Below are 21966 nucleotides of genomic sequence, written 5' to 3' on the forward strand. Positions count from 1 at the left end.
GTACAAGGCTCTGGAGGCGGTCCGCTTCACCGTGTGACGGCCCCTGCTCTCACCAGTCGGCTTCGCCGGGGACGAGCCGGCCCGCCTTGCGGTACTCGCGGCGGGCGCCCTCCAGGAGGTCGCCCGCCGCGACCGGCTCGTCCCGGGAGGCCGCGAGGTAGGCGGCGGTGACCACCGCGCTGCGGATGGAGCCGCCCGCCAGCTCGAAGACCCGGGCGAGCGGGTCGAGTTCGATGTCGTCGGCGTGCGGGACGTGCGACAGGCCGTGCCGCCACAGCGCGGTCCGCTGCTGGGCGTCCGGGAAGGGGAAGTCGACCACCAGGTCCAGGCGGCGGGTGAACGCGTCGTCGATGTTGGCGCGCAGGTTGGTGGTCAGGAGCGCGATGCCGTCGAAGGACTCCAGGCGCTGCAACAGGTAGGCGCTCTCCATGTTGGCGTACCGGTCGTGGGCGTCCTTGACCTCGGAGCGCTTGCCGAAGACGGCGTCGGCCTCGTCGAAGAGCAGCACGGCGTCCGTACGGTCGGCCTCCGTGAAGATCCGCTCCAGGTTCTTCTCGGTCTCGCCGACGTACTTGTCGACGATCGAGGAGAGCTGGACGACGTAGAGGTCCACGCCCAGATCGGCGGCGACCACCTCGGCGGACAGCGTCTTGCCGGTGCCGGACTCCCCCGCGAACAGTCCCAGGACCCCGCGTCCGCGACCGCCGCCCGCGCTGAGCCGCCAGTCGCCCAGGACGCGGTCGCGGTGGCGGGCACGCAGGGCGAGTTCCTGGAGCTGGGCGAGGGGCGCGCTTGGCAGGACCAGGTCCTGCCAGGTCACGTCGGGCCGGATGCGGCGGGCGTGCTGTTCGAGGCCGGAAGCCGACTGCTGCCGGGCGGCGAGGCGGACGTGGCCTGCGTCGAGCGGGGTCCCGTCGAAGGCGGCGAGCCCGATGGCGGCCCGGGCGGCGCGCTCGATGCGCTCACCGCCGAGGTGGTACGGGGCCACGGTGCCGGCCAGGTCGAAGCCGTCGGCGGCAGCGCCGAGCGCGCTCCGCCAGGTCGCGGTGGTGCCCGCCGGGACCCGGGGTGCCTGGAGCACCAGCGGATCGTGCGCGGACCACTGGGGGTCGTACGGTCGCGGGTCGGCGAGGAGTACGGTCACGTCCGTGGCGGAGGCCAACTCGGCGACCATCGGGCCCGGTTGTTCCGGCAGCCCGGACACGACGACGGCCCGGCCGCTGAGGCGTGCCTCGCGCAGCAGCTCCGGGAGGTGGTCCGTGGGGCCGGAGAAGCGCAGTGCGCCGAGGTCCGCGGCGTGCAGGGCGGAGGCGAGGGCGGCCAGGGCGTCGCCCTCGCGGCGTTCCTGGAGGTAGGCGGTGCAGGGTCCCGTGGTCAGGCGGGCGGCGAGGCGCTGGACGAAGTCCTCGTCGTGGGCGGCACCCGGCTGAGGAGCCGGCATCGGAAGCAGCAGGCCGCGGAGCGCGGCATCGGGGGTGGCGTCGCCCAGCAGGTGGGCGGTGAGCCGATCGGGCACGCGCAGGGAGCGGGTGAGCAGCGGCCGTTCCGTCTCCTCGATCGTCAGCAGGCCCAGGGCACGCAGCGGCGCCGAGGGGTGGAAGCGCGCGCGGGCCTCCGGCAGATGCGCGGGGATCCCGCACAGTTCCAGGGCGAGTCCCACGGTGGCGCGGCGGCGGCTCACGTCGTCGTTGAGGTAGCCGTACAGCGGCTCGAAGGTGCGGTCGAGGTCGGGGGCGAGGGCGATGAGGAGAAGGGCCGCGTCCAGCTCCGTCAGGCGCAGCCGGGCCGCGGTCCGGGCGAGTTGGTCGGCGGGGTCGGCGCCCTGGTCACCGGTGCTGCCGGGATCGTCGCTTCCCTGCGACGCCGCAGGCCAGGGCGCCGACGGCTCGGCCTCCGGCATAGCGCGCGGCCAGGCGTGCAGCACATGACGTACGGCTTCTTCGGACAGGTACAAGCCGCGCAACGGGTCGTTCGCGGTGGGGTCCCCGGCGGAGCGCGCCTCGACCAGGGAGGCCACCGTCTGCCGCAGCCCGGCCAGCCGGCCGATGAGGGAGTAGGCGGGCCCTGCGCCGCCGGGCCCCCGGGGGCCGGGCTCCCGGGCGCTGTCGGCGGCGGGCGCGAGGTCTTCCAGCGACGAGGTGCTCATGGCTGCTCCGTGCGGCGGGCCGCCGCCTGTTCGTGGGCGGTGCGGGCGGCCGCCACCTGGCGGGGCCGGTGGGAGCGGTCGGCCGACACGGGCGGGCCCCCGTCGGCGGCGCGCAGCCGGACCGTCGCGCCCTCGGTGACCGGCGGTCCCGCGTCGTAGTCGGGGTAGGCCGGGAACGGCACGGTCACGGCGAGGTCCAGGGAGGGCTTGAGTTCGCCGCCGAGGGCGGACCAGATGTCGGCGAGGGATCTGGCCTCCGACTGGCTTCCGGAGACCGTCACGGGGATCGAGAGGCCCAGACGTCCGAGCGCTTCGGGGAGTTCCCTGGCGGACAGCAGCTCGTGCGGCAGCAGGGTCGCGAGGACGGCCGACAGGAGGCGGTGTTCGTCCTGCGGTGTCTTCGTCCAGGCCGTCACCAGGTAGGAGAGCCGGAACCAGCGCGGGGGACGGCGGCGGCGCACCACGATGTCCCGTTCGTCGCGCAGTCCGGTGTGGCCGCGCTGGCGCAGCGAGGCGTCCTCGCGGATGTCGTACAGGTACGCGTTGACCACGGGTGCGTTGCGCCGGGCCGCCCAGTCGCGGGTGGGCACGTCGAAGGACACGTCGATGCCGGATCCGGACAGTGCCCCGCCGCCGATGAGGCCCTTGAGCACCTCGTCCACCTCATGGATCACCCTTGCGCTCCCACCTGCCGTTCGTTTCCCCGCCGTGCGGGCCGATGACGGCCCCGCCCCCGATCGTGCTCGTCGGAGCGACCGGGGTGCAGGTACGCCGGGGATGACGGCGGGGCAGGGGTTGTTGCCTCAAGGGGCGGCCCGGGGAGCCCCTTGGGCCGGATGGGGGTGGCCCTGCGCTGCATCCGTCAGCTGTATCCCTCAGGTACAGCTTCAGACATTTCCCTCAGATGTATCCCTCGGGTACAGCCTTAGATGTAGCCCTCGCGCAGGGCGTAGGCGACCACGTGTGCGCGGTTGCGCAGGTTCAGGCGTGTGGTCAGGCCGTGCATGACGTTCTTGACGGTCCGTTCGGAGTACGACAGCTTCATGGCGATCTCCGAGGTGTCGAAGCCCTCCGCCACCAGCGCCACCACGTCCACCTCGCGCTTGGTGAAGCTGAGGAAGGTCCCCGGCAGGTCGGATGCGCCCCTGTGCAGGCGTCCGACCTGCCCGATGAGTTGGCCCAGCAGGTCCGCGGGCAGGTCACCGCCGCCCCTTGCGGTGGTCAGCACCGCCTGGACCAGCCGCTGGGCGGTTGCCTCGTGGCGCCAGACGATGGCGCCCACGCCGCACTCGATGACCTCCAGGAGCTCGTGCTCGCGGACCGTACCCGCGACGAGCACCGCGCGGGCCCCCTCGCTGCGCACGGCACGCCTGAGCCGGGTCAGCGCGGCCTCGTCGAGGGTGTCCTCGATGAGCAGCGCCACCGCGGCGGGGCCGGACTCCGGCTGGAGTTCGACCTCCGGGTGCCGGCGTAACTGGCTGAGGACTCCTTCGCGGCTTATCGGGTCGGGGGCGCTGACGGCGACCCGCACCCGGTTGGTCGTCGGTGCAACGGCCGCGGAGGCCAGGGGTGCCGGGAGCGAGCTGGACAAGCGAAGTTCCTCACGTATGGGACTGCATGGTGCTTCTGGGGCTGCGGCGGTGCTGCTTCGGGCCTGCGGCGGTGCTTCAGGAGCAGGACTTGTAGAAGTGCTTCCAGCCGCCGGTGGGCATGGCAGGCGGTTCGGCAGGGGTGCCCGTCTCGCCGTACTTCTGCTGGAGTTCGTAGTCGTAGGCGCCGGGGCCGCCGCCGGGCTCGGTCAGGCGGACGGACCGCTCCCAGACGCCGTCGCCGTCGTTGTTGAGGACCGCGAGGTCCGGGTACGCGTCGTCGCCGTAGTTGGCGATGCGCAGCTGCTTGGCCTCGCCGTGGGTGCCGATGTCGGAGCGCTCGGGGGCGGCGGAGCCCAGGTTGGAGCGCTTGAGCGGGCCGGGGCGGAATTCGGCGACGCGTGCGGTGTTGGGGTCGTCCCCGCCCGAGGGCGTGACGAGGTTGACGACCATGTCCAGGGTGCCGTCGTTCTGGAAGTCGGCGACCGCGGCGGTGGCGACCTCGCCCGTCTTCGCACCGAGGAGCTTGGCGACGTTCTGCTTGCTGCCGAAGGAGCCGTCCGCGGTTCCCCACTGGACGGTCATCTTGAGGCCGGTGTGCCCGGGGTTGACGATCTTGTCGGGGCGGCCGTCGCCGTCGAGGTCGCCGACCAGCGTGGTGGCGCCCGCCAGACATGGCACCGATGCGCGGGCGTCCTTGCCGGACCGCGCCGCGCCGCCCGCGTCCGACGTGCCGGCCGCCGCTGCCTGGTACCCGGCAGCGGTCAGGGTCAGGGCCACAGCCGCGACCGGAGCGGCGATCAAGCGTGAGCGCTTGCGAAGCATCTGCGAACTCCTCATGTCAATCGGATGAGCACGCTCCGAGCTTGCGGGGTGATCCGTCCGAACCGCCATGAAATCCGGTCAGTTAGGGACGCTGGAACGCCAAATGGCCCTCTGACCAGCGGATATGTGTGCCGCCCGGGACGCGGGGGTGGGACGGGGCCGGCTCCTTGGCGCGCTTGGGGATCGCCTTCGCGCGCGCCGCCGCTCTCCGGACCCCGTCCATCCGCTTGCGGTTCCGCAAGAAGTTGTGCGGTTTCGCAGAGGTCTCTCCGAACATCGCACCATGGCACTCACTCGAAGAAGCACGAAGAGTCCCCGCCCCCGACGCCTGCTCTCCGCGGCTGTCGCCCTGGCACTCTCACTCGTCGTGAGCGGCACCGACGGGGGGCATTCGCCCGACGGAGCCGCCGTGACGCACGAGGGAGTGCGGGAGGCGGCGTTCGACGCCACGTTCAAGCACGAGTTCGCGAAGGTCCGAGGCGTGCGCATGCACTACGTCACGGGCGGCCGGGGCCCCGCCCTTGTGCTCCTGCACGGCTGGCCGCAGACCTGGTACGAGTGGCGGAAGGTGATGCCCGCGCTCGCCAGGCACCACACCGTATACGCGCTCGACCTTCCCGGCCTGGGCGACAGCAAGGGCAGTCCGGCGGGCTTCGACAAGAAGACACTGGCGCGCTACGTCCACGAACTGCTGCGTGATCGCATCGGGCTCGACAGCTTCGACCTGGTGGCCCACGACCTCGGTGCCGGAGTCGGGGCCCAGTACGTCTCGCAGTTTCCCCGGCGGGTCAGCTCCTACGTGCACATGGACTATCCGCTCCCCGGCCGGAATCTTTCCGCCGCGCGGTACCGGACGTTCTCCTGGCACCTGGCCTTCAACAGCCAGCGGGCGATCCCAGAGAAGCTCGTCGACGACGCGGACGACATGCGCGAGTACCTGACGGCGTTCTCCACGCAAGTCGCCAATGGCGGAAGCGCGTTCGGCGGCACGAGGACGCGGCCCCCCTTCCCCGAGGCGGAGATCGACGAATACGTACGCACGTACGGCCGTCCGGACCAGCGGCACGCGGGATTCGAGCTCTACCGGAGCCTGGACGAGGACGAGCGTGACAACGCCGCCGCCAGACCCGCGGACACGCCCACCCTCCTTCTCACTGCGACCGGTTCGCTCGCCGCCACCCGGCCGACCCTGGCCCCGATGCTGCGTAATGTCACACGCGCGGTCGAGATCCCGAAGGCGGGCCATTGGCTCGCCGAAGAGAATCCCGATGCCGTGGCACACGAAATCCTCACGTTCACCGCGCGCTGACTCCGCGCCGTCGACGACGACTCAGGGAGCCCGGCACCATGCCGAAGTACGACGTCACAGTGACCACCACCGCCCCGCCGGAAGCCGTCTGGAAGCTGCTGGTCGACGCCGCGACCTGGCCGCTGTGGTCCAAGGTGGACAGCCTGGACACGACACGGTCGACCGGCCTCGACCCCGGCGGGGACGACGAAGTCGGGGCCGTCAGGGCGTTCCGGACGGGGCGCACCGTGACCGGGGAGCGGCTGACCGAGAAGGTCGAACCGCGCCTGCTGGCCTACGAGGGCGCCTTCAACGCCTCGATGCACGACTATCGCGCGCGCATCGAACTGCGGCCGACCGCGGGTTCGGGCACGGTCATCCACTGGTACGGCCGGTACGAGACGAACGGGCTGCTGCGCTTCGTCATGCCGCGCTACCTCCAGAAGTTCATGCGGGGCATGGCGGAAGGGCTGGCCCGGTACGCAGAGGAGCAGCGGCAGGGCCGGTGACGCTCCTGCCGGGGCCGCGCCCTCCTGTCCCTCACCAGTAGCGCAGTGGGACCGTCACGAGTTGGTCCACGGGGGCGTAGTCGTCGGTCAGCAGCTGCGCGCCCTTGGCGTACTTTGCGGTGCGCTGCTCGTCGGCCACCTTCAGCTGCTTGGTGGTGTCGCGGGCGGACACCCGGCGCTGCAAGGCCTTCATGTCCAGCGGCTCGTCGCTGGCCACTGCCACGACGTTGCCGCCTTCCTTGCCGTCCAGGATCGCGTCGTAGGAAATGAGGACGACGTGCTCGAAGACCGAGCGCAGTGTCGCCGCCTCGGCCCGTGCGAAGTCGCCGGGCGGGAAATCGATCATGTTCAGGGCGTAGACGCCGCCGGGCCTGAGCACACGCCGGACGTGCTCGGCGGTCTCGGCGGTGGTCAGGTGCCACGGGGGGCTGTGCGTGCCGAAGGCGTCGCCGACCACGAGGTCCCGGCTGTCCGCGGGCTGCTTCTGGAGGCCTTGGCGGCCGTCGCCGGTGACGACGCGCAGCCGGTCGCTCTCCTTGAAGTTGAGGCGGTCCTTGGCCAGTTCGGTGAGGCCGCCGTCGATCTCGTAGACCAGTTGGTCGCCGCTGGGCCGGGTGCGTTCCAGGTAGGTGGGCACGGTTTCCCCGGCGCCTCCGATGTGGAAGCCGTCCAGGTGCCCGCCGGGGTTGACCAGGTCGCTGGCGGCGACGATGGCCTGGACGTAGCCCATGGTCAGGTTGGTGGGGTTCTTGAGGTCGACGTGGCTGATCTCCGCGTTGCTCGCCTTCAGGACCCGTACCGACGGATTGCCCTTGAGGGCTTCGATGTTCGCGCAGGCGTAGGTGGTCTCCGCGTCGCAGGCCTGGGGCGCGGCGACGGACAGGCCGGTGGCGGTGACGCCGAGGACGGTGAAGGCCGCTACCGCCCGGGCCGTCCTGCCCCACAGCAGCAGGTGGCAGACGAGACCGCCCACCGTGAGCACGATGCCGAGTGCCAGCAGGATGACGCTGGTGCGCACGGAGGCCACCAGGACGAATCCGGTGACGAAGGTGGCGAGGATGCCGCCGAGGGTGCCGAGGCTGGAGAGCCGGCCGACGATGCTGCCGGTGCGGTACAGGTCGTGCAGCTGCAGCTTCACGACCAGGGGGGTGACGGTGGAAAGGAGCGCGGCGGGAACGATGACGGCTAGACCGGCGAGCGTGATCACCGCGATCGGGCTCGTGCCGTTCACCATTCCGCCCACCGCCCGCACCAGGGGCAGCACGAGCAGCGTGGTGACGCCGCCGAGCATCAGCATCCAGCCGATCACCGCGCGGGGCGGCACGCGGTCGGCGACCCGGCCGCCGACCCAGCTGCCTAGCGCGATGGAGGCCAGGGCGGTGCCGATCACCGCCGAGTTCACTTGCAGGTTGATGCCGATGTACGGGGCCACGAGGCGGACCGCGATGTTCTCCAGGATGAGCACCGCGCCCGAAGCGAAGAACACCAGCGCCGCGGCGGCGAACGGCGGCATCGCCGAGGCCGCGGCCTCCTGGCGGCGGGGGCTCTCCTTCTGTTCCTGTTGCTCACGCTTCTGTTGCTCTTGTCGTTTCTGTTCCTCTTGCTTCAGGTGCGACATTGCGCCTCCAGGTCAGTGCTCTGGTGCGTCGGCGTCCAGGGAGAGTGCTTCGGTGGGACATCGCTGCACTGCCTCCTCGACGTCCTGCCGCAGCCCGGCGGGCACTTCGTCCGCGCAGAGCAGCACCAGGGCGTCGTCGTCCTGGTCGAAGACGTCGGGCAGTCGTTCGGCGCACAGGCCGCTGCCCACGCACCGCGTCCGGTCGGCTGTGATACGCATGGTGTCTCCGGTCGGTCAGTCGTCGCGGCGTGCGGTGATCACGGCCATGCCGCTGGGCAGGACGTGTGCCTCCTGCTCCACCAGGCCCGCTTCGGCGAGCAGTGCGGCGAAGGCGGCGCGGGTACGTTCGCGGCCGCCGGCGGCGCCGAAGAGGGACAGCATGTACAGGTCCATCACCGCGGGCAGTTGGTGGCCGCCCGTGTCTTCGCCGCCGGTCCGGCAGCCGTCGGTGACCAGGTCGATCACCATGATCCGGCCGTGTTCCGGGAGCGCCGCGCGGCACGTGCGCAGGATCCGCACGGCGTTGTCGTCGTCCCAGTCGTGCAGGACGTGGCTGAGCAGGTAGAGGTCGCCGCCGGGCGGTACGCGGTCGAAGAAGTCCCCCACGACAGCGGTGCACCGCACGGCCAGTTCCTCCTCGGCGATGCGCTTCTCCGCCAGCGGAACCGTCCCGGCCAGGTCCACCAGGGTGCCCGTGCTGCCCGGCGTGCGGTGCAGCACTTCGCACAGCAGGGCCCCGTCGCCGCCGCCGACGTCCACGATCTCCCGGTAGCCGTCGAACGTGATCGAGGCGAAGATCTCGTCCGTCTCCAGACTGAGCCCGGCGGCCTGCGACCGGTCGAAGATCTCCCGCAGCTCCGGCTGCTGTTCCAGGTAGCCGAACAGGTCGCTGCCGTGGACCTGGCGGAAGGCGGACTGCCCGGTGCGGGCCGTGTGCTCCAACTGCGTCCAGGCGGTACCGATCTCACCGGCCAGGAGCTGGGCCGTCGGCTGCGCGGACCCGGAGGCGTCCGGCCGCAGGGTGGCGCCCAGGGGTGTCAGGGCGAATACCCGGGGCGCCTCCTCGACGAGCACCCCGAAGGAGGTCAGCGCGCGCAACAGCCGTTCCAGGGCCTGCGGATGGGCACCCGTGCGCTCGGCCAGTTCCCGGACGCCGCGGCTGCGCCCGGACAGCTCCTCGGGGATGCGCAGCCGGACCAGGACGCTGACGGCTCTGGAGATCAGCTGGCTGTACAGCAGCATCCGCATTCGGGCGGCGTCGTCGTGCCGTGTGTCGTCGGGCATGCCCTCATCTCTCCTGCCGTCGGCTCGTCCCCCGCGGGGCGGCGGCCCGGGCCGGGGCGCCGCCCGGCCGGTAGCGGTGGGGCGGCGCCCCGCCGGTACCGGCGCGGGTGCGGTGGATTACTTCGTCGCGACGATGACGCCGTGCGGGGTCCATCCGGGGAAGGGGATGCGCTTGGCGGAGTGGAATCCGGCCGCCTCCAGGCACTTCTCGTGCTGCTCCCAGGAGTAGATCATTCCGCCTTCGGCGGGCAGCGAGGCGAAGTAGACGCTGTCCAGGGCCGCGACCACCGGCCCGTCGCCCTCGTCGTTGGACATCGAGTTGAAGACGACCAGCTTGCCGTCCTCCGGCAGGGCTTCGTACGCCCTGCGCATCAGGTCGGTGTTCTCCTCAAGGGTCCAGATGACCATCTGGTGGGCGAACATCACCACGTCGCAGCCGGTCGGCAGCGGATCGCGGAACATGTCGCCGGTCACCACCGACACCCGGTCGCCCACCCCCGCCTTGGCGATCTTCCCCTCGGCGATGGAGCGTGACTCCGGGATCTCGAAGACCGTGACCTCCAGATGCGGATTGGCCTCGGCGAGCGCGATGGCGTTGACCGCGTCGCCGCCGCCGCAGTCGAGGAGGTGTTTCGCGCCGGAGAGGTCGAGCTCCTGCACCAGGTGCTTGTTGGCCAGCTCCGACCACGAGCGCATGTAGCGGTAGAAGACCTGCTCCATGTGCGGGTTCTCGGAGAGCCGGTGGTACAGGTCGCGGCCGGAACCGCGCACCCGGCGCAGGCCGACGTTGCGGTTCTCGCGCAGGGAGTCGGTGAAGTCCAGCTGGCCCTCGTAGACGATGTGGTGCTCGAAGGCGACCGTGTCCTTGAAGCGCTGCCAGTCGCCTTCGGACATCAGTTGCTGTACCACCGGCGCAAGCCGGTAGCGGCCGGTCGTGTCGTCCCGCTCGATGATGCCGAGCGAGGTGCACCCCAGGAGCAGGATGTCGGCCGCCCGGTCGGCGAGGCCGAGGGCATGGCTGATCTCGTCCCTGCTCGCCTCCTGGCGTTCGGAGAGCAGTTCGGGCAGGCCGAGTTCGCAGGCCGCGTTGAGGTACTGGAAGGCGGCGTGCCCGAAGAGGATGTAGGACAGGCCGTCCATGTCCAGCGAGGCGGTGCCGGTGTTCTCCCGCAGACGTGTGCTCATGTTCGACTCCTTCGGATACGGGCGCGAGGGCTCGCGCTTCGGTCAGGTGTGGAGCGCGACGGGATCGGTCCATGTCTCGTCGATGTGGGCCAGGCATTCCGCGCGGCTGCCGGCGAAGCCGGTGCCGTGCCAGCCCGGGGGTGGTTCCTGCCCCGCGGGCCAGATCGAGTACTGGCCCGCGTCGTTGACGACGACGGCGCAGGCGACGGTGTCGTCGTCACCGAGAAAGGTCGCCATGGGTGTTACCTCCTCGTCGGCGGATGTGTCTCACAGCTGCACCTGTGTGCTCACGAACGTGGCGTTGCCCCAGGACTCCACGTCCAGGGCCGCGGCCGCGATGCGTCCCGCGGGCTCGGCGCCCTGCGCGAGGAGGCGCTCGCGGGCCTCCTGCGGCAGCCCGTCGTCGCGGTCGAGCAGGCGCGCCGCGACGGGCTTTCGGGGCAGCTCCAGATCGAGCACGAACCCTTCGGGGCCTGCCGCGTGGAGCCACAGCTCCCACGGCTCGCCCTGCTCCCCGATGCCGGCCTGCTCGCGGGTGACGGACCGGCCGTCGACCGACCACCGGCGTACGTCGCCGTCGGGGATCGCCAGGGACAGCTGGCGGGCTCCGCGGGCCGAGCGGACGCGCAGCGTGATGTGGCGCCCCTCCGCGGTGTCCTGCTCGTCGAGGACCTTCAGTTCGGGCGGCGCCAGGTCGCCCGTGTCCTCGCCGGTTTGCGCGAGCGGGGTGGCCCGCGCGAAACGGAAGTCGCGGGTCCAGCCGGGGAAGTACGTTTCGAGGCGCCCGGTGCGAAAGCCGCTGCCCAGCGCGCGACGCGTCCACTCGTTGGGGGCGGGGTCCGTCGTCAGCCACCACATCTCGCCGGTGTCGGCGTCGGCCAGCCAACTCAGGGACTCCGGCGCGGGTTTGGTGTCCGTGCCGCGGCCCCTGGCCAGGGCCGCTGTCGCGGTTACGGCGCCCGCCCCGGCGAGGGCCAGGGCCAGGCCGCGGCGTGACCGCGCGGACAGCACCGCCGTGGCCGGCGCCGCCAGTTCGCCGGTGAGCTGGAGCGCCATCACCGCCGCGGCGGCCATTCTGGGCGTCAGCGCCTGGTAGAGCAGCCGGGACAGCGGGGGAAGCAGCACCAGGGCGGGCACGGAGGCGGTGGCGGCCACCACCGCCCCGAGCGGTTCCGTGCCCCGCCGGAAGAACCCGCCCGCCGCGCTTCCCAGCAGCGGCCAGGCGGCGAGGTAACTGCCGCCGGGCAACGCCGCGGTGAGGGCCGTACCGCCGGCGGCAAGGAGCGTCTGCGCGCCGCTGCTGCGCCGCCGGGCCGGGTCCTTGCCCACCAGGGCGGTGGCCGCGACACCGCAGGCCAGCGCCCCGTACAGCAGATCGGCGTCGTAGAAGTCGCCGCCCCGGCGTGACTCGGGGCTGATCCGCCGGGCTGCGGTGGTCAGGGCCGTGGAGGCCACCGCGCCTGCCGCAAGCCGTGCCGCTGTACCGGCCGCGGCGCGCGCCGCTCCCCCGGCGCCGAGCAGCGCTGCGGGGACACTCCCGCGGCCCCGGCAGGTGCTCCACAGCCAGAGGGCTCCGGCTCCCGCCGCGCACAGGCGGGTGCTGCGCGCCCCGTAGCGCACCAGGGTGCCGCGGCCGAGGGTGAAGAAGGTCGCGTCCGGTCCGCGCAGTGTCCCCGGGGGCGTTTCGCCCAGCCGCCGGGCCAGTGCGAGCGCGAGCGCGCCGTGGTGCTGGAAGGTGGCGTCATCGACGTGATCGAGGTCGTCGGAGGGGCCGTGGTAGCGGATGAAGCCGCCGATGTTGGCGAAGTTCAGGCCGGGCACCCCGGCGTCCTTGGCCACGGAGAAGTCGGTGGCGTTCGGCAGGCGCCGGTAGACCTCGTAGAACAGGGAGCTGGAGAAGGCGGGCACACCGCTGTCGGCGAGGTGGTCGACGAGCGGGCCGTTTCCCGGTCCCGTCTCGAACATCAGCACGGGGCCGTTGGTGCCCCTGGCCTCGAAGTTCAGCACCGCCTCGACGGAGTCGGCCCACGGATGCTCGGCGAAGAAGGCCCGGGCGCCGAGCAGCCCGCACTCCTCGCCGTCGGTGAGCACCACCAGGACGTCGTTGGCCATCGGCGGCCCCTGCATCAGCGCGCGAACGGCCTCCAGCAGGGCGGCCACCGGCACCCCGGCGTCGCTGGCGCCGGGCCCCTGGGCGACGGAGTCGTAGTGGCTGATCAGGGCCACCGCGCTGCCGGATCCGGTGCCGCGCAGCCGGGCGACGACGTTGTGGACGCGCCCCGCGCCCAGATAGCGGGGCCCGTACGGGGTGGGTGTGCTGACGCCCGCGCCCACGGCCTCCTGCTCCTTGACCTCAAGTCCGAGCTCGGCCAACCGGCCTGCCAGGTAGGCGCGGACGGCATCGGCCTGCTCGGATCCGCTCGGCCGCGGCGCCGCTGCGATCTGTCCGAGGTCCCGTGCGGCGCGGGCGACGGAGAACTCGCCGGGGCCCACGCCGCCGCGCCGTGGCGGCGGGGGGCGCAGGGCGCGGGTGGCCCAGACGGCGAGGGCTGTCGCCGCCGCCGCGGGCACGGCGGCCGCTCCTTGGCGTGCGGCCCGGGTCATCGCGCGCTTCACCGCTCCTCCCCTCGCCCGCCGCCGGGACACCGGCCGGGATCGGTGGCGTCGGCGACGGCGTCGGTGCCGGCATCGGTGCCGGTGTCGGCGCCGGGCAGCAAGTCGGCGCGTATGCGGTGGAATTGCTCGATCACCCCGATGGCGGGGCGGGCGGAGCGGGAGGTGGCAAGCAGGCTGGGTGACTGGTCGCCGACGAAGTGGCCGCACACCCCTTTGTGGGCGTCATAGGTGGTGTCGAGCGCGGAGCGGAACCCTTCGAGCAGCTCGGGCCGCTCGGCCGCCAGCCAGGCCCAGGCGGGGCCGGCCTCGCCCAGGGCCCGCACCAGGGCTTCGTGATCGCGCCAGCGCAGCCCGCTCATCTGCGGCGGCGCCACCGGAGGCATCAGGGTCGGCCTGATCTCGCCGTGGTACTGGGTCTCGGTGGCATCCCCCGCGAAGCGCAGGGCCGCCCGGCAGGCGCACATCACGCGGGTGGCGACGGCCGCCGCGCCCTCGGCGGCTTCCCGGTCCCCGTCGCGTGCGGCGGCCGTCATGCCGGAGAGGGCCAGGGTGCATCCCTGGGCGAAGACCATGAAGACGTGGTGACCGCGCACCCACCGGCGCAGTCCGTCCAACGGCGTGCTGCGCCGCACCGGTTGCGGCGCGGGCGCCGCCAGGAGGCCGGGCACCCGGCGGGGCGAGGCGATCCAGCGGGCCGTCACGTCGAACCCGTCCACCAGGTCCTGCCAGTCGCCTGAGTCCAGGCCCGTGCCCTGGTCGTCGACGAGTTCGAGGGCTCCCTCGTACGCGGCCAGCAGGGCCGCGAGCAGCAGCGCCAGCGGCTGCCCGTGGTGCCGCTCGATGCCGAACGCCAGATCGTTGTCGCGGTTGGGCCGTGATTCCCGCGGATCGTCGCCGACCGGGGTCGCGTGCACGGCGCCCAGGTCACCGCGGGCGGCGGCCACCGCCCCGCGCAGCGGCCCGGGGCCGGTGCGGGCGGCCGGGGCGGAGATCCGTGCGGCGAGTGCCGTGGCGGCCGGGGGCCTGGCCGCTTCGACGGCGGGGACGGTGGCGGGCAGGTCTTCGGGCCGCGCCAGGACGAAGGGCACGGTGGCCACGTCGGGCAGATAGTCGGTCATCGTTCCTGCCTCTCGCTCGCCGCGGCCCTCGGCCCGTCGTCGGGCCGGGGCAGAAAGCCGGTGCGGACCAGGTAGTCCATGACGCCGAAGGCGTCGGCGCGGTCGGCCGGAGGGCAGGTGATGCCGCTGCCCTCAAGGAGCCGCAGGGTGTTGGCGCACTCGCGATCCGGTTCGAGGTCGTCGATGTACTTGGGGTCGAGGGCGCGGTGCGGGTCGGCCTCGGCGTCCCGGATGAGCGGCAGGATCGGATAGAGCGGATGGCCGGGGCCGGTCTGCAACGCGCGCCTCCTGCCCTCTTCGAAGGGCACGATGTCGAAGCGGTAGCCGTACTCGCGCAGCCAGCCGCAGAACGTCCGCAGGGTGACCGGGCGCGGGTTGAACAGGTGGTGGAAGCCGCCCGCGGCACGGGAGTCGAGCGAGATGTGCACGATGGCCGAGGCGACGTAGTCGACCGGGACGGTGTCGAAGATCCGCGGGTAGTCCGGCAGGACGGCCATCGGCAGATAGCCGCGGAAGGCGATCAGGAGGTAGTCGGTGGGCTGTGTCGCGCCGGTGCGGGTGTGGCCCAGGATCAGTCCCGGCCTGAACACGGTCACCGGGATGCCGCGCCGGCGGGCGACGTCGACGACCTTCTCGGCCACCCACTTGCTGCCGGTGTATCCGGCGGGGACGTGCACGGCCGATTGCAGGGGGGTGTCGTCCTCCAGGAACGGCCGGGGGGTGTGGGTGGCCAGCAGGGTGTCGATCGTCGAGACGTGGTGGACGGCCTTCAGGCGGGTGGTGCAGGCCAGTTCGAGGACCTGCTGGGTGCCGCCGACGTTGGGGGCCTTCAAGGCCGAGTAGGGATAGACGAAGTTGACCAGGGCGCCGTTGTGGTAGACGACGTCGACCGTGGCGGCCAGGTCCGTCCAGGTGTCCTGGCTCAGTCCCAGGTGCTCCTGGCCCAGATCGCCGGTCACGCAGCGCACCCGGTGCAGTTGGTCCGCGGCGTCGATCTCGTAGTCCGCGAATCCCTGCCGCAGGCGCCGCAGGGCGTGCTCCTCGTCGTCGGCCCGGCACAGGCAGACGATCTCCGCGTCGGTGCGGCGCAGGAGTTCTTCCAGGAGGTGCAGTCCCAGATAGCCGGTGGCGCCGGTCAGCAGGATCCGCCGCGGCTGGTACCAGTCCGCGTGCGGCAGCCCGTCGGGGCGCACCGATGCGTCCAGATGCCCGTCGGCTTCGAGGGTGGCGGCGTGCTGGCGGCCCAGGACGGCGGACAGGCCGCCGCGCCGGTACTCCTCGATGGTCTGCGCGACGCCGGCCACGCTCGGCACGCGGAAGAACGCGTGCAGCGGCACCTCCACGGAGTGCCGGGTCTCCAGCAGTGTCGCCAGCCTCGCGAGCATCAGGGAGGTGCCGCCCGAGTCGAAGAAGTCGGCGTCCACGTCGATGGCGTCGACGGCGTCGATGCCCAGGACCCGGCAGAAGTCCTCGGCCACGGCGGCTTCCAGAGGGGTGCGGGCGGCGGTGCGCACCGGTGCGGTGTGGCGGGGCGCGTCGCGGAACTCCTCGGCGAGGGCAGCGCGGTCGATCTTGCCGGTGGCGGTGCGGGGCAGGGCATCGACGACACGGACGGTGTCGGGGACGAGGTAGGCGGGCAGCCGTTCGCCGAGCGTGGCGCGCAGTTGCCCGATGGTCCGCGCATCGGAGGTGTCGTCGGCACCGGCGCCGCGGACGACCGCCGCGGCGAGGCCGGCGTCCGGGGTGCCGGGGCGCACGGGGACCACGGCAGCGGCGGCGACCTGCGGGCACTGGGACAGGGCCGCTTCGATCTCGCGGGGCTCGACCCGGTGGCCCCGGATCTTGACCTGCTCGTCGATGCGTCCGAGGAACACGATCTCGCCGTCCGGCAGCCGCCGGCCGAGGTCCCCGGTGCGGTACAGGCGGCCCGCGGGTTCGCCGTAGGGATCGGGCAGGAAACGCTCCGCGGTCAGGGCGGGCCTGCGCTGGTATCCGCGGGCGACGCCCACTCCGCCGATCATGATTTCGCCGGGCACCATGTCGGGGACGGGGCGCAGTTCGGCGTCCAGGACGTGTACGTCGACGTTGTCGATGGGGCGGCCGATGGGCACGATGTCGCCCGTCTCGGTGCCCGTCAGGTGGGCGGTGGCGTCGATGGTGGTCTCGGTGGGGCCGTAGAGGTTGGCGACCTCGGCCGACCAGACCTCCCTGGCGCGCCGGACCAGCGAGGGTTCCAGTGGCTCCGCGCCGCTGAGCAGCAGCCGCACCTTGGTCGCCTCGCCGACCGCCGGGTGCTCCAGGAGGAGGGCCAGGAGGGACGGGACGCCGCCGATGACGCTCACGTCCTCGTCCCGCACCAGGCGCAGCAGGGCGGCCGGGTCGTCGAGTTCGTCCTCGCCGGCCAGGACGATGGTGGCGCCGACGCTCAGCGGCCAGTACACCGCCCACACCGACGGGTCGAAGCTCAGGGCATGGTTGTGCAGGACGCGGTCGCCGGGCCCCACGTACCAGGTCCTGCGGCGCCAGCAGATGTTGTTGACGACGCTGAGGTGCGGGACGACGACGCCCTTGGGGCGACCGGTGCTGCCCGAGGTGTAGATGACGTACGCCGCGTCGTCGCGGGTCAGGGGCACGGCCGCCGGTTCCCGGTCGAAGCCTTCGATCTCCTCCACCGGCAGGCAGGGCACCCCGGCGGGCACCGGCACCGCGTCGGCCGCCCGGTTCAGCGCGAGGACGGCTCCCGAGTCGGTGACCATGTGGTGCACCCGCTCGGCGGGGTGGTGCGGGTCCACCGGCACGAAGGCGGCCCCGCAGCGCAGCACGGCCAGTTGGGCGGCCACCGCGTCGGCCTCCCGGCCCAGGCACACCGCGACGCGGTCACCGCGTGTGACGCCGCGCTCTTGCAGTGCGGCGGCGATGGTGCCCGCCCTGCGCCACAGGTCCCGGTAGCTCAGCTGCTCGGCGCCCCGGCGGATCGCCGTCCGTGCGGCGGCCTGCGGGTCCAGGGCGCGGGCCGCGACGAGGTCCACCAGGGTGTCCGGCGACAGCGGGTACTGATCCCCGCGGCCGCACGAGACTCCGGCGTCGGGGCCGGTGAGCAGGGGCAGTTCGAAGACGGGGGCACTGGCGCGTCCGTCGCCCAGGAGCAGGGGTTGCAGTACGGCCAGGAGGCTGTGGGCGACGCTCCCGATGTCCTCGGCCGCGTACAGCGCGGTGTCGTAGTCGAACTGCAGGCTCACCAGGCCGGGTTGGAACCAGACGGTCAGGTCGATGTCGTGCTCCCCGCTGGTGACCTCGGTCGGCTCGGCGACGAGTTCGCTTCCCGGGCCGCCGGCGTGCGGGGTGCGCGCGTCGACCACCCGCACCGCGGTCTGCACGTACGGTGTCCTGCTCAGGTCGCGGGCGGGCGGGGTGAGTTCGAGCAGGCGGGCGAAGGGCATCGAGCCGCGAGCGGCCTCAAGGGCGTCCCCGGTGCGCTCCAGGAGCACCGCGAGGTCGCCGCCGTCGGGCAGTTCGGCGCGTACGGCACGGATGTCGTCCAGCGGGCCGAGCAGCCCCGGCGTCCGGCCGGGTGCTGCCAGGTGTACGCCGCACTGGGCCGCGTCCGTGGCCTGATAGCGCATCAGCACGGCCAGCCATGCCGCCACCGTGCGGCGCACGCACTGTTCGGTGTCCACGCGGTCCGGCGCGGGAACGTAGGACATGTCGATGATCTCCGACGCCCGGTGGTTGCTCTTGACCGCCGGTCGCGGGCGCGGGGCGGGGATCTCCCGGGCGGCCGGGCCGGACAGCCGGCGTCCCTGCTGTGCCGCGGCGGCGGTGTGCGCGTCGGCCGACCAGTTCTCCCGGTGTTCTGCGAGGGCCTGTGACAGTGCGGCCGGGGGCGGCTGCCCGCTGCCCGCAAGGCGGGCGGCGACGGTGTCCAGCGATGTCGCGTCGGCGACGAGGCGGTGGGCGACGAGGAAGACCTGCCACTCCTCCGCGCGCAGGCGCAGCACGCTCACCCGCAGCAGCGGTCCCTGCCGCAGGTCGAAGGGCTCGTGCGCGCTCTGGGCGGCGAGCCGCAGCGCCTGTGCCTCCGGATCGGGCTCCGCCGTCAGGTCCACCGAGCGCAGCGACAGGTCGGCGACGGGCAGGACGAGCCGGACCGGACGGCCGCCGACTTCGAGGAACACGCTGCGCAGGGCCTCTTGTGTCGCGGCGAGGGCGGTCAGCCGCCGCTGCACGGTGGTGACGTCCACGGGCCCCGTCAGGCGGTAGCGTGCCACGACCGTGCTGGGGCAGTCCTGCGCCATACGGTTCAGCAGCCACCAGCGGCGCTGCTCGGCGGACAGGGAGTCGGCCAGGTCGGCCTGCGTGTCGGCCATCACCCGGGCGAGTTCGCGGGAGAAGTCGGTGCTGTTGTCGCCAGTGCTCACGGGTCACTCACCTCGGCCTGTCCGGAAGACGGCAGTGGGGACGGTGCGGTGGGGGTACGGGTGACGCGGTCGAAGGACCAGTCGCTCTCCTCGATCCGGGGGGCGGGGGCGGCGGGATCAGCGGATGCGTCGGTGTGTCCGGTCAGGGCCGTCACCTGGCGCGCGATGCCCGCGACCGTGGGTTCCAGGAGGATCTCGGCGGTCGGGACGGTGACCCCGAACGCGGCTCTGATCTGCTGGATCAGCTGGCTGACCAGGAGGGAATGGCCGCCGAGAGCGAAGAAGTCGTCGGTGGTCCCGATGTCGCCGGTGCCCAGGAGCTTCTGCCACAGCGCCGCGATCCCCTCCTCGGTCCGGTTGGCGGGGGCGACGCGACGCGAGGGCATCTCCAGGCGGGTTCCCCCACGGACCAGGAGCCGGCGGTCGGTCTTGCCGTGCGGGGTCAGGGGGATGCGGTCCATGGCGTGGAAGCGGGAGGGCACGGCGGCGCCCGGAAGGCGTGCGGTGGCGTGGCGGCGTACGTCCGCGGCCCATCGCGCGGTTGCTTCGGTGTCCGTCCGGGGCACCAGCCAGGCGCCGAGCACGGCGTCGCCGCCCTGCCCGAGCAGCGCGGCGGCGGCGTCCGCGACACCGGGGGCGGTGCGCAGCACGTGCTCGACCTCGCCGAGTTCGATCCGGTGGCCCCTGACCTTGATCTGGTCGTCGACGCGGCCGAGGAACTCCAGGCAGCCGTCGGCCCGCAGGCGGACCTTGTCGCCCGTGCGGTACAGCCGGCCGCCCGCGCCGTGCGGGTCGGGCAGGAAGCGGGCCGCCGTCAGGGCGCCCCGGTGGGCATAGCCGGCCGCGACGCCGGGGCCCGCGACGAGCAGTTCGCCGCTGGTGCCTTCGGGCACGGGCCGCATGTTCCCGTCGACGACGACCACGGTGGTGCCGGGCAGCGCGTGGCCCAGGTGGACGGGGGCGCCGCTGCGGACCCGGGCCGCGCAGGACCACACCGTGGTCTCGGTGGGGCCGTACAGGTTCCAGCAGGCGGCGGCGCCCTCGGCGAGGATGTCCGCCAGGTCCGGCGGGAGCGCCTCGCCCCCGCACAGCACGGTGAAGTCCGCTCGTGGCCGCCATCCCGCGTCCGCCAGGAGCCGCCAGGTCGCGGGCGTCGCCTGGGCCACGGTGACCCGCGACGCCTCAAGGCGGCGGCGCAACTCCGTGCCTTTGCCCAGGAGTTCCTGCGGGGCGATCTCCACGGTGCCGCCGACGCCCAGTGGGGCGAGCAGTTCGAGGAGGGAGATGTCGAAGGAGTGCGTGGTCAGGGCGAGCAGTGTGTCGTGGTCGGCCAGTCCGGTCACGTCGGTCACCGCGGCGAGGAAGTAGCCGAGGTTGGCATGGGTGACCGCGATGGCCTTCGGCTCACCGGTCGAGCCCGAGGTGAACATCAGGTAGGCGACGGCGTCGTTCTGCTGCGGCGCGCGGCCATGGTGCGTGTCCTCCGCGCCGTCCGCCGCGGGCCCAAGGAGGCTGTTCTCCGCGCCGTCCGCCGCGGGCCCAAGGAGGCTGTCCACCGGCACCAGCACCGCGGGCGCGGCGTCGTGCCCGGTCTCCGCGGCTGTCGGCTGCGGCACGTCCGCCGCTTCCGGCGCGGTCACGATGACGGCCGGTGCGGCCTGACGGGCGATCAGCCACCGCCGTTCCGCGGGCAGCGCCGGGTCCAGGGGTACGTAGACGGCGCCGGTCCGCCAGGCGGCGAGCATGCTGATGACCGTGCCGACGCCACGGGGGGTGTGCACCGCCACCGTGCGGCCGGGCCCGGCGCCCGCCGCGCGCAGCCGGTCCGCCGCCGCCGTGACACGGGCGTCGAGTTGCCGGTAGGTCAGTGTGACGTCGTCGTCCCGCAAAGCGGGGGCGTCGGGGCGGATCCGGGTCTGTTCCGCGATGCGGTCGGCAGCCGATGTGTACGCGTCGACGGCGTGCGCGGCGGGCCGGGGCCACGGCGGCGCCGCCTGCGCCAGGGCCGCGGAGACGGCGTCGTCGGGGCTTTCGGCCAGGCGCGCGAGGACCAGGCGCAGATGCTGCCCGAGGCGCTGGACGGTGGCGGCGTCGAAGAGCGCGGTGGCGTACTCCAGGAATCCGCTGACGGCGCCGTGGCGCTCCTCGAAGAGGAACAGGGACAGGTCGAGCCGGGCGGTGCCGGTGTCCAGATCGGCTGCCTGAGCGTGCAGTCCCGGCAGTTGGTGCCGGCGGGCCGCGTCGGGCTGGAAGCCGAACATCACGGAGAACACCGGATTGCGGTCGAGCAGGCGCGGCGGGTTGAGCGCCTCCACCAGGTCCCCGAAGGGCAGGTCGGAGTGCTGCATCAGCCACCCGATCTCGTCGTGCGTGTCCCGGCTGAGCTGCCGCAGGCTGCGCGCGGCGTCGAACCGGGCGCGCAGCACACAGGTGTTGGCCAAGTAGCCGACCGTGGAGTCGAGTTCGGGGCGGCAGCGGTTGGCCACCGGGATACCCACCGCGATGTCGTCGCTGCCCGTGGCGTGGTGCAGCACCGTGAGGTAGGCGGTCAGGAGCAGGGACGAGAGGCTGACGCCGTGGTCGGCGGCCACCCGGCGCAGCCGGTCGGTGTCCTCGCGGCCGAGCGTGAGGGGCAACCTGGCGCCCTCGAAGCTCTGGGTCGCGGGCCGGCGCCGGTCGGTCGGCAGGTCGATGCCGTCCGGGAGCCCGGCAAGCCGCTCGCACCAGGCGTCGAGGAGTTCCTGGTGCCGGGCGCGCCAGGTGTCGTCGGGGTCTTCGCCGCCGGCGTTCCAGACCACGAAGTCGGCGAACTGAAGCGGTACTTCCTCCCGCGTCGGCGGTTCCTCTCCCGTGCGCCGCCGCTGATAGGTCTCGAAGGCTTCGTTCAGGAGCAGTTGCAGCGAAAGTCCGTCGCACACGGCGTGGTGCACGCACAGGCCGAGCACCGCGTGCTCCGCGCTGAGCCGCACCAGGGTGGCGCGCAGCAGCGGGGCCCGGCCCAGGTCCCATCCCCGCCGGGCCAGATGCCGCAGCACCCGGTCGAGTTCGGCCTCGCGGTCCTCGGCGGCGTGGCCCGTCAGGTCCACTTCCTGGAGGACGAGGGAGACGCCGTGGCGGACGACCTGGAGCAGGCCGTCCTCGCCCTGGCGCAGGGCGGTGCGCAGGGCTTCGTGCCGGACGGCGAGCTGGTCGAGCGCGTACTGGAGGTCGTCGGCGTGCAGTGCGCCGTGCAGGTCGACACGGACGGCGAGTGCGTAGGCGGGCACGGACTCCGGGCTGACCTGGTGCAGGAACCACAGCCGCCGCTGTCCGGGGCTGCTGGGGAAGGTGAGGTCTTCCTGGAGCGGGATGGTGGTCATCGGGCCTCTCC

General features: G+C 72.8%; 15 protein-coding genes. 2 read left to right on the top strand and 13 right to left on the bottom strand.

Annotation, left to right across the window (positions count from 1 at the left end):
• Positions 1–49: 49 nt before the first annotated feature.
• The 4 genes from ACQKIP_RS00615 to ACQKIP_RS00630 all read right to left on the bottom strand — a co-directional run bounded on the left by ACQKIP_RS00615 (position 50) and on the right by ACQKIP_RS00630 (position 4560).
• Entirely contained in the window at positions 50–2146 is a 2097-nt protein-coding gene (locus tag ACQKIP_RS00615; RefSeq protein ID WP_365864050.1) for an ATP-binding protein, read from the bottom strand.
• A complete protein-coding gene (locus ACQKIP_RS00620) occupies positions 2143–2820 on the bottom strand; it encodes a DUF4255 domain-containing protein (protein WP_365864048.1) in 678 nt (225 codons plus the stop codon). The genes ACQKIP_RS00615 and ACQKIP_RS00620 overlap by 4 nt, the downstream gene beginning before the upstream one ends.
• A gap of 251 nt (positions 2821–3071) precedes the next feature.
• Positions 3072–3737: a helix-turn-helix transcriptional regulator gene (locus ACQKIP_RS00625; protein ID WP_365864046.1), complete on the bottom strand. Its 666-nt coding sequence runs from the start codon at positions 3735–3737 to the stop codon at positions 3072–3074.
• 76 nt (positions 3738–3813) lie between these two features.
• On the bottom strand, positions 3814–4560 hold the full coding sequence (locus ACQKIP_RS00630) for an FG-GAP repeat domain-containing protein (protein WP_365864045.1): 747 nt from the start codon (positions 4558–4560) through the stop codon (positions 3814–3816).
• A 409-nt stretch (positions 4561–4969) separates the two neighbouring features.
• Here ACQKIP_RS00630 and ACQKIP_RS00635 point away from each other — a divergent pair, with 409 nt between their 5' ends.
• Both ACQKIP_RS00635 and ACQKIP_RS00640 read left to right on the top strand, forming a co-directional pair.
• Complete coding sequence (locus ACQKIP_RS00635; protein ID WP_365864043.1) at positions 4970–5869, top strand: alpha/beta fold hydrolase; 900 nt, start codon at positions 4970–4972, stop codon at positions 5867–5869.
• A gap of 38 nt (positions 5870–5907) precedes the next feature.
• Positions 5908–6357 carry an SRPBCC family protein gene (locus tag ACQKIP_RS00640; protein ID WP_365864041.1) on the top strand — a complete coding sequence of 150 codons (450 nt, stop codon included), beginning with the start codon at positions 5908–5910 and terminating at the stop codon, positions 6355–6357.
• Between the two features lie 31 nt (positions 6358–6388).
• Here the strand turns inward: ACQKIP_RS00640 and ACQKIP_RS00645 are convergent, their stop codons facing one another.
• The 9 genes from ACQKIP_RS00645 to ACQKIP_RS00685 form a co-directional block, all read right to left on the bottom strand.
• A complete protein-coding gene (locus tag ACQKIP_RS00645; RefSeq protein WP_365864040.1) occupies positions 6389–7975 on the bottom strand; it encodes a fused MFS/spermidine synthase in 1587 nt (528 codons plus the stop codon).
• Positions 7976–7987: 12 nt separating this feature from the next.
• Positions 7988–8194: a ferredoxin gene (locus tag ACQKIP_RS00650; RefSeq protein ID WP_365864039.1), complete on the bottom strand. Its 207-nt coding sequence runs from the start codon at positions 8192–8194 to the stop codon at positions 7988–7990.
• A gap of 15 nt (positions 8195–8209) precedes the next feature.
• Positions 8210–9259, bottom strand: a complete 1050-nt coding sequence (locus ACQKIP_RS00655) for a methyltransferase (RefSeq protein WP_365864038.1) — start codon at positions 9257–9259, stop codon at positions 8210–8212.
• 117 nt (positions 9260–9376) lie between these two features.
• Positions 9377–10444, bottom strand: coding sequence for a methyltransferase (locus tag ACQKIP_RS00660; RefSeq protein ID WP_365864037.1), 1068 nt, complete (start codon positions 10442–10444; stop codon positions 9377–9379).
• Between the two features lie 42 nt (positions 10445–10486).
• Positions 10487–10681 (bottom strand): MbtH family protein, encoded by a 195-nt coding sequence (locus ACQKIP_RS00665; RefSeq protein ID WP_365864036.1) that lies wholly within the window; start codon positions 10679–10681, stop codon positions 10487–10489.
• A 30-nt stretch (positions 10682–10711) separates the two neighbouring features.
• Positions 10712–13048: a M28 family peptidase gene (locus tag ACQKIP_RS00670; protein WP_365864035.1), complete on the bottom strand. Its 2337-nt coding sequence runs from the start codon at positions 13046–13048 to the stop codon at positions 10712–10714.
• A gap of 8 nt (positions 13049–13056) precedes the next feature.
• A complete protein-coding gene (locus tag ACQKIP_RS00675; RefSeq protein ID WP_365864034.1) occupies positions 13057–14178 on the bottom strand; it encodes a hypothetical protein in 1122 nt (373 codons plus the stop codon).
• The gene (locus tag ACQKIP_RS00680; RefSeq protein WP_365864032.1) at positions 14175–18596 is read right to left on the bottom strand and encodes a non-ribosomal peptide synthetase; all 4422 of its coding nucleotides are present in this window, start codon (positions 18594–18596) and stop codon (positions 14175–14177) included. The genes ACQKIP_RS00675 and ACQKIP_RS00680 overlap by 4 nt, the downstream gene beginning before the upstream one ends.
• Positions 18593–21955 carry an amino acid adenylation domain-containing protein gene (locus tag ACQKIP_RS00685; RefSeq protein WP_365864030.1) on the bottom strand — a complete coding sequence of 1121 codons (3363 nt, stop codon included), beginning with the start codon at positions 21953–21955 and terminating at the stop codon, positions 18593–18595. Before ACQKIP_RS00685 ends, ACQKIP_RS00680 begins: the two co-directional genes overlap by 4 nt.
• Between the last annotated feature and the right edge of the window lie 11 nt (positions 21956–21966).

The organism is Streptomyces sp. NPDC059900 (assembly GCF_050270335.1).
Taxonomy (GTDB): domain Bacteria; phylum Actinomycetota; class Actinomycetes; order Streptomycetales; family Streptomycetaceae; genus Streptomyces.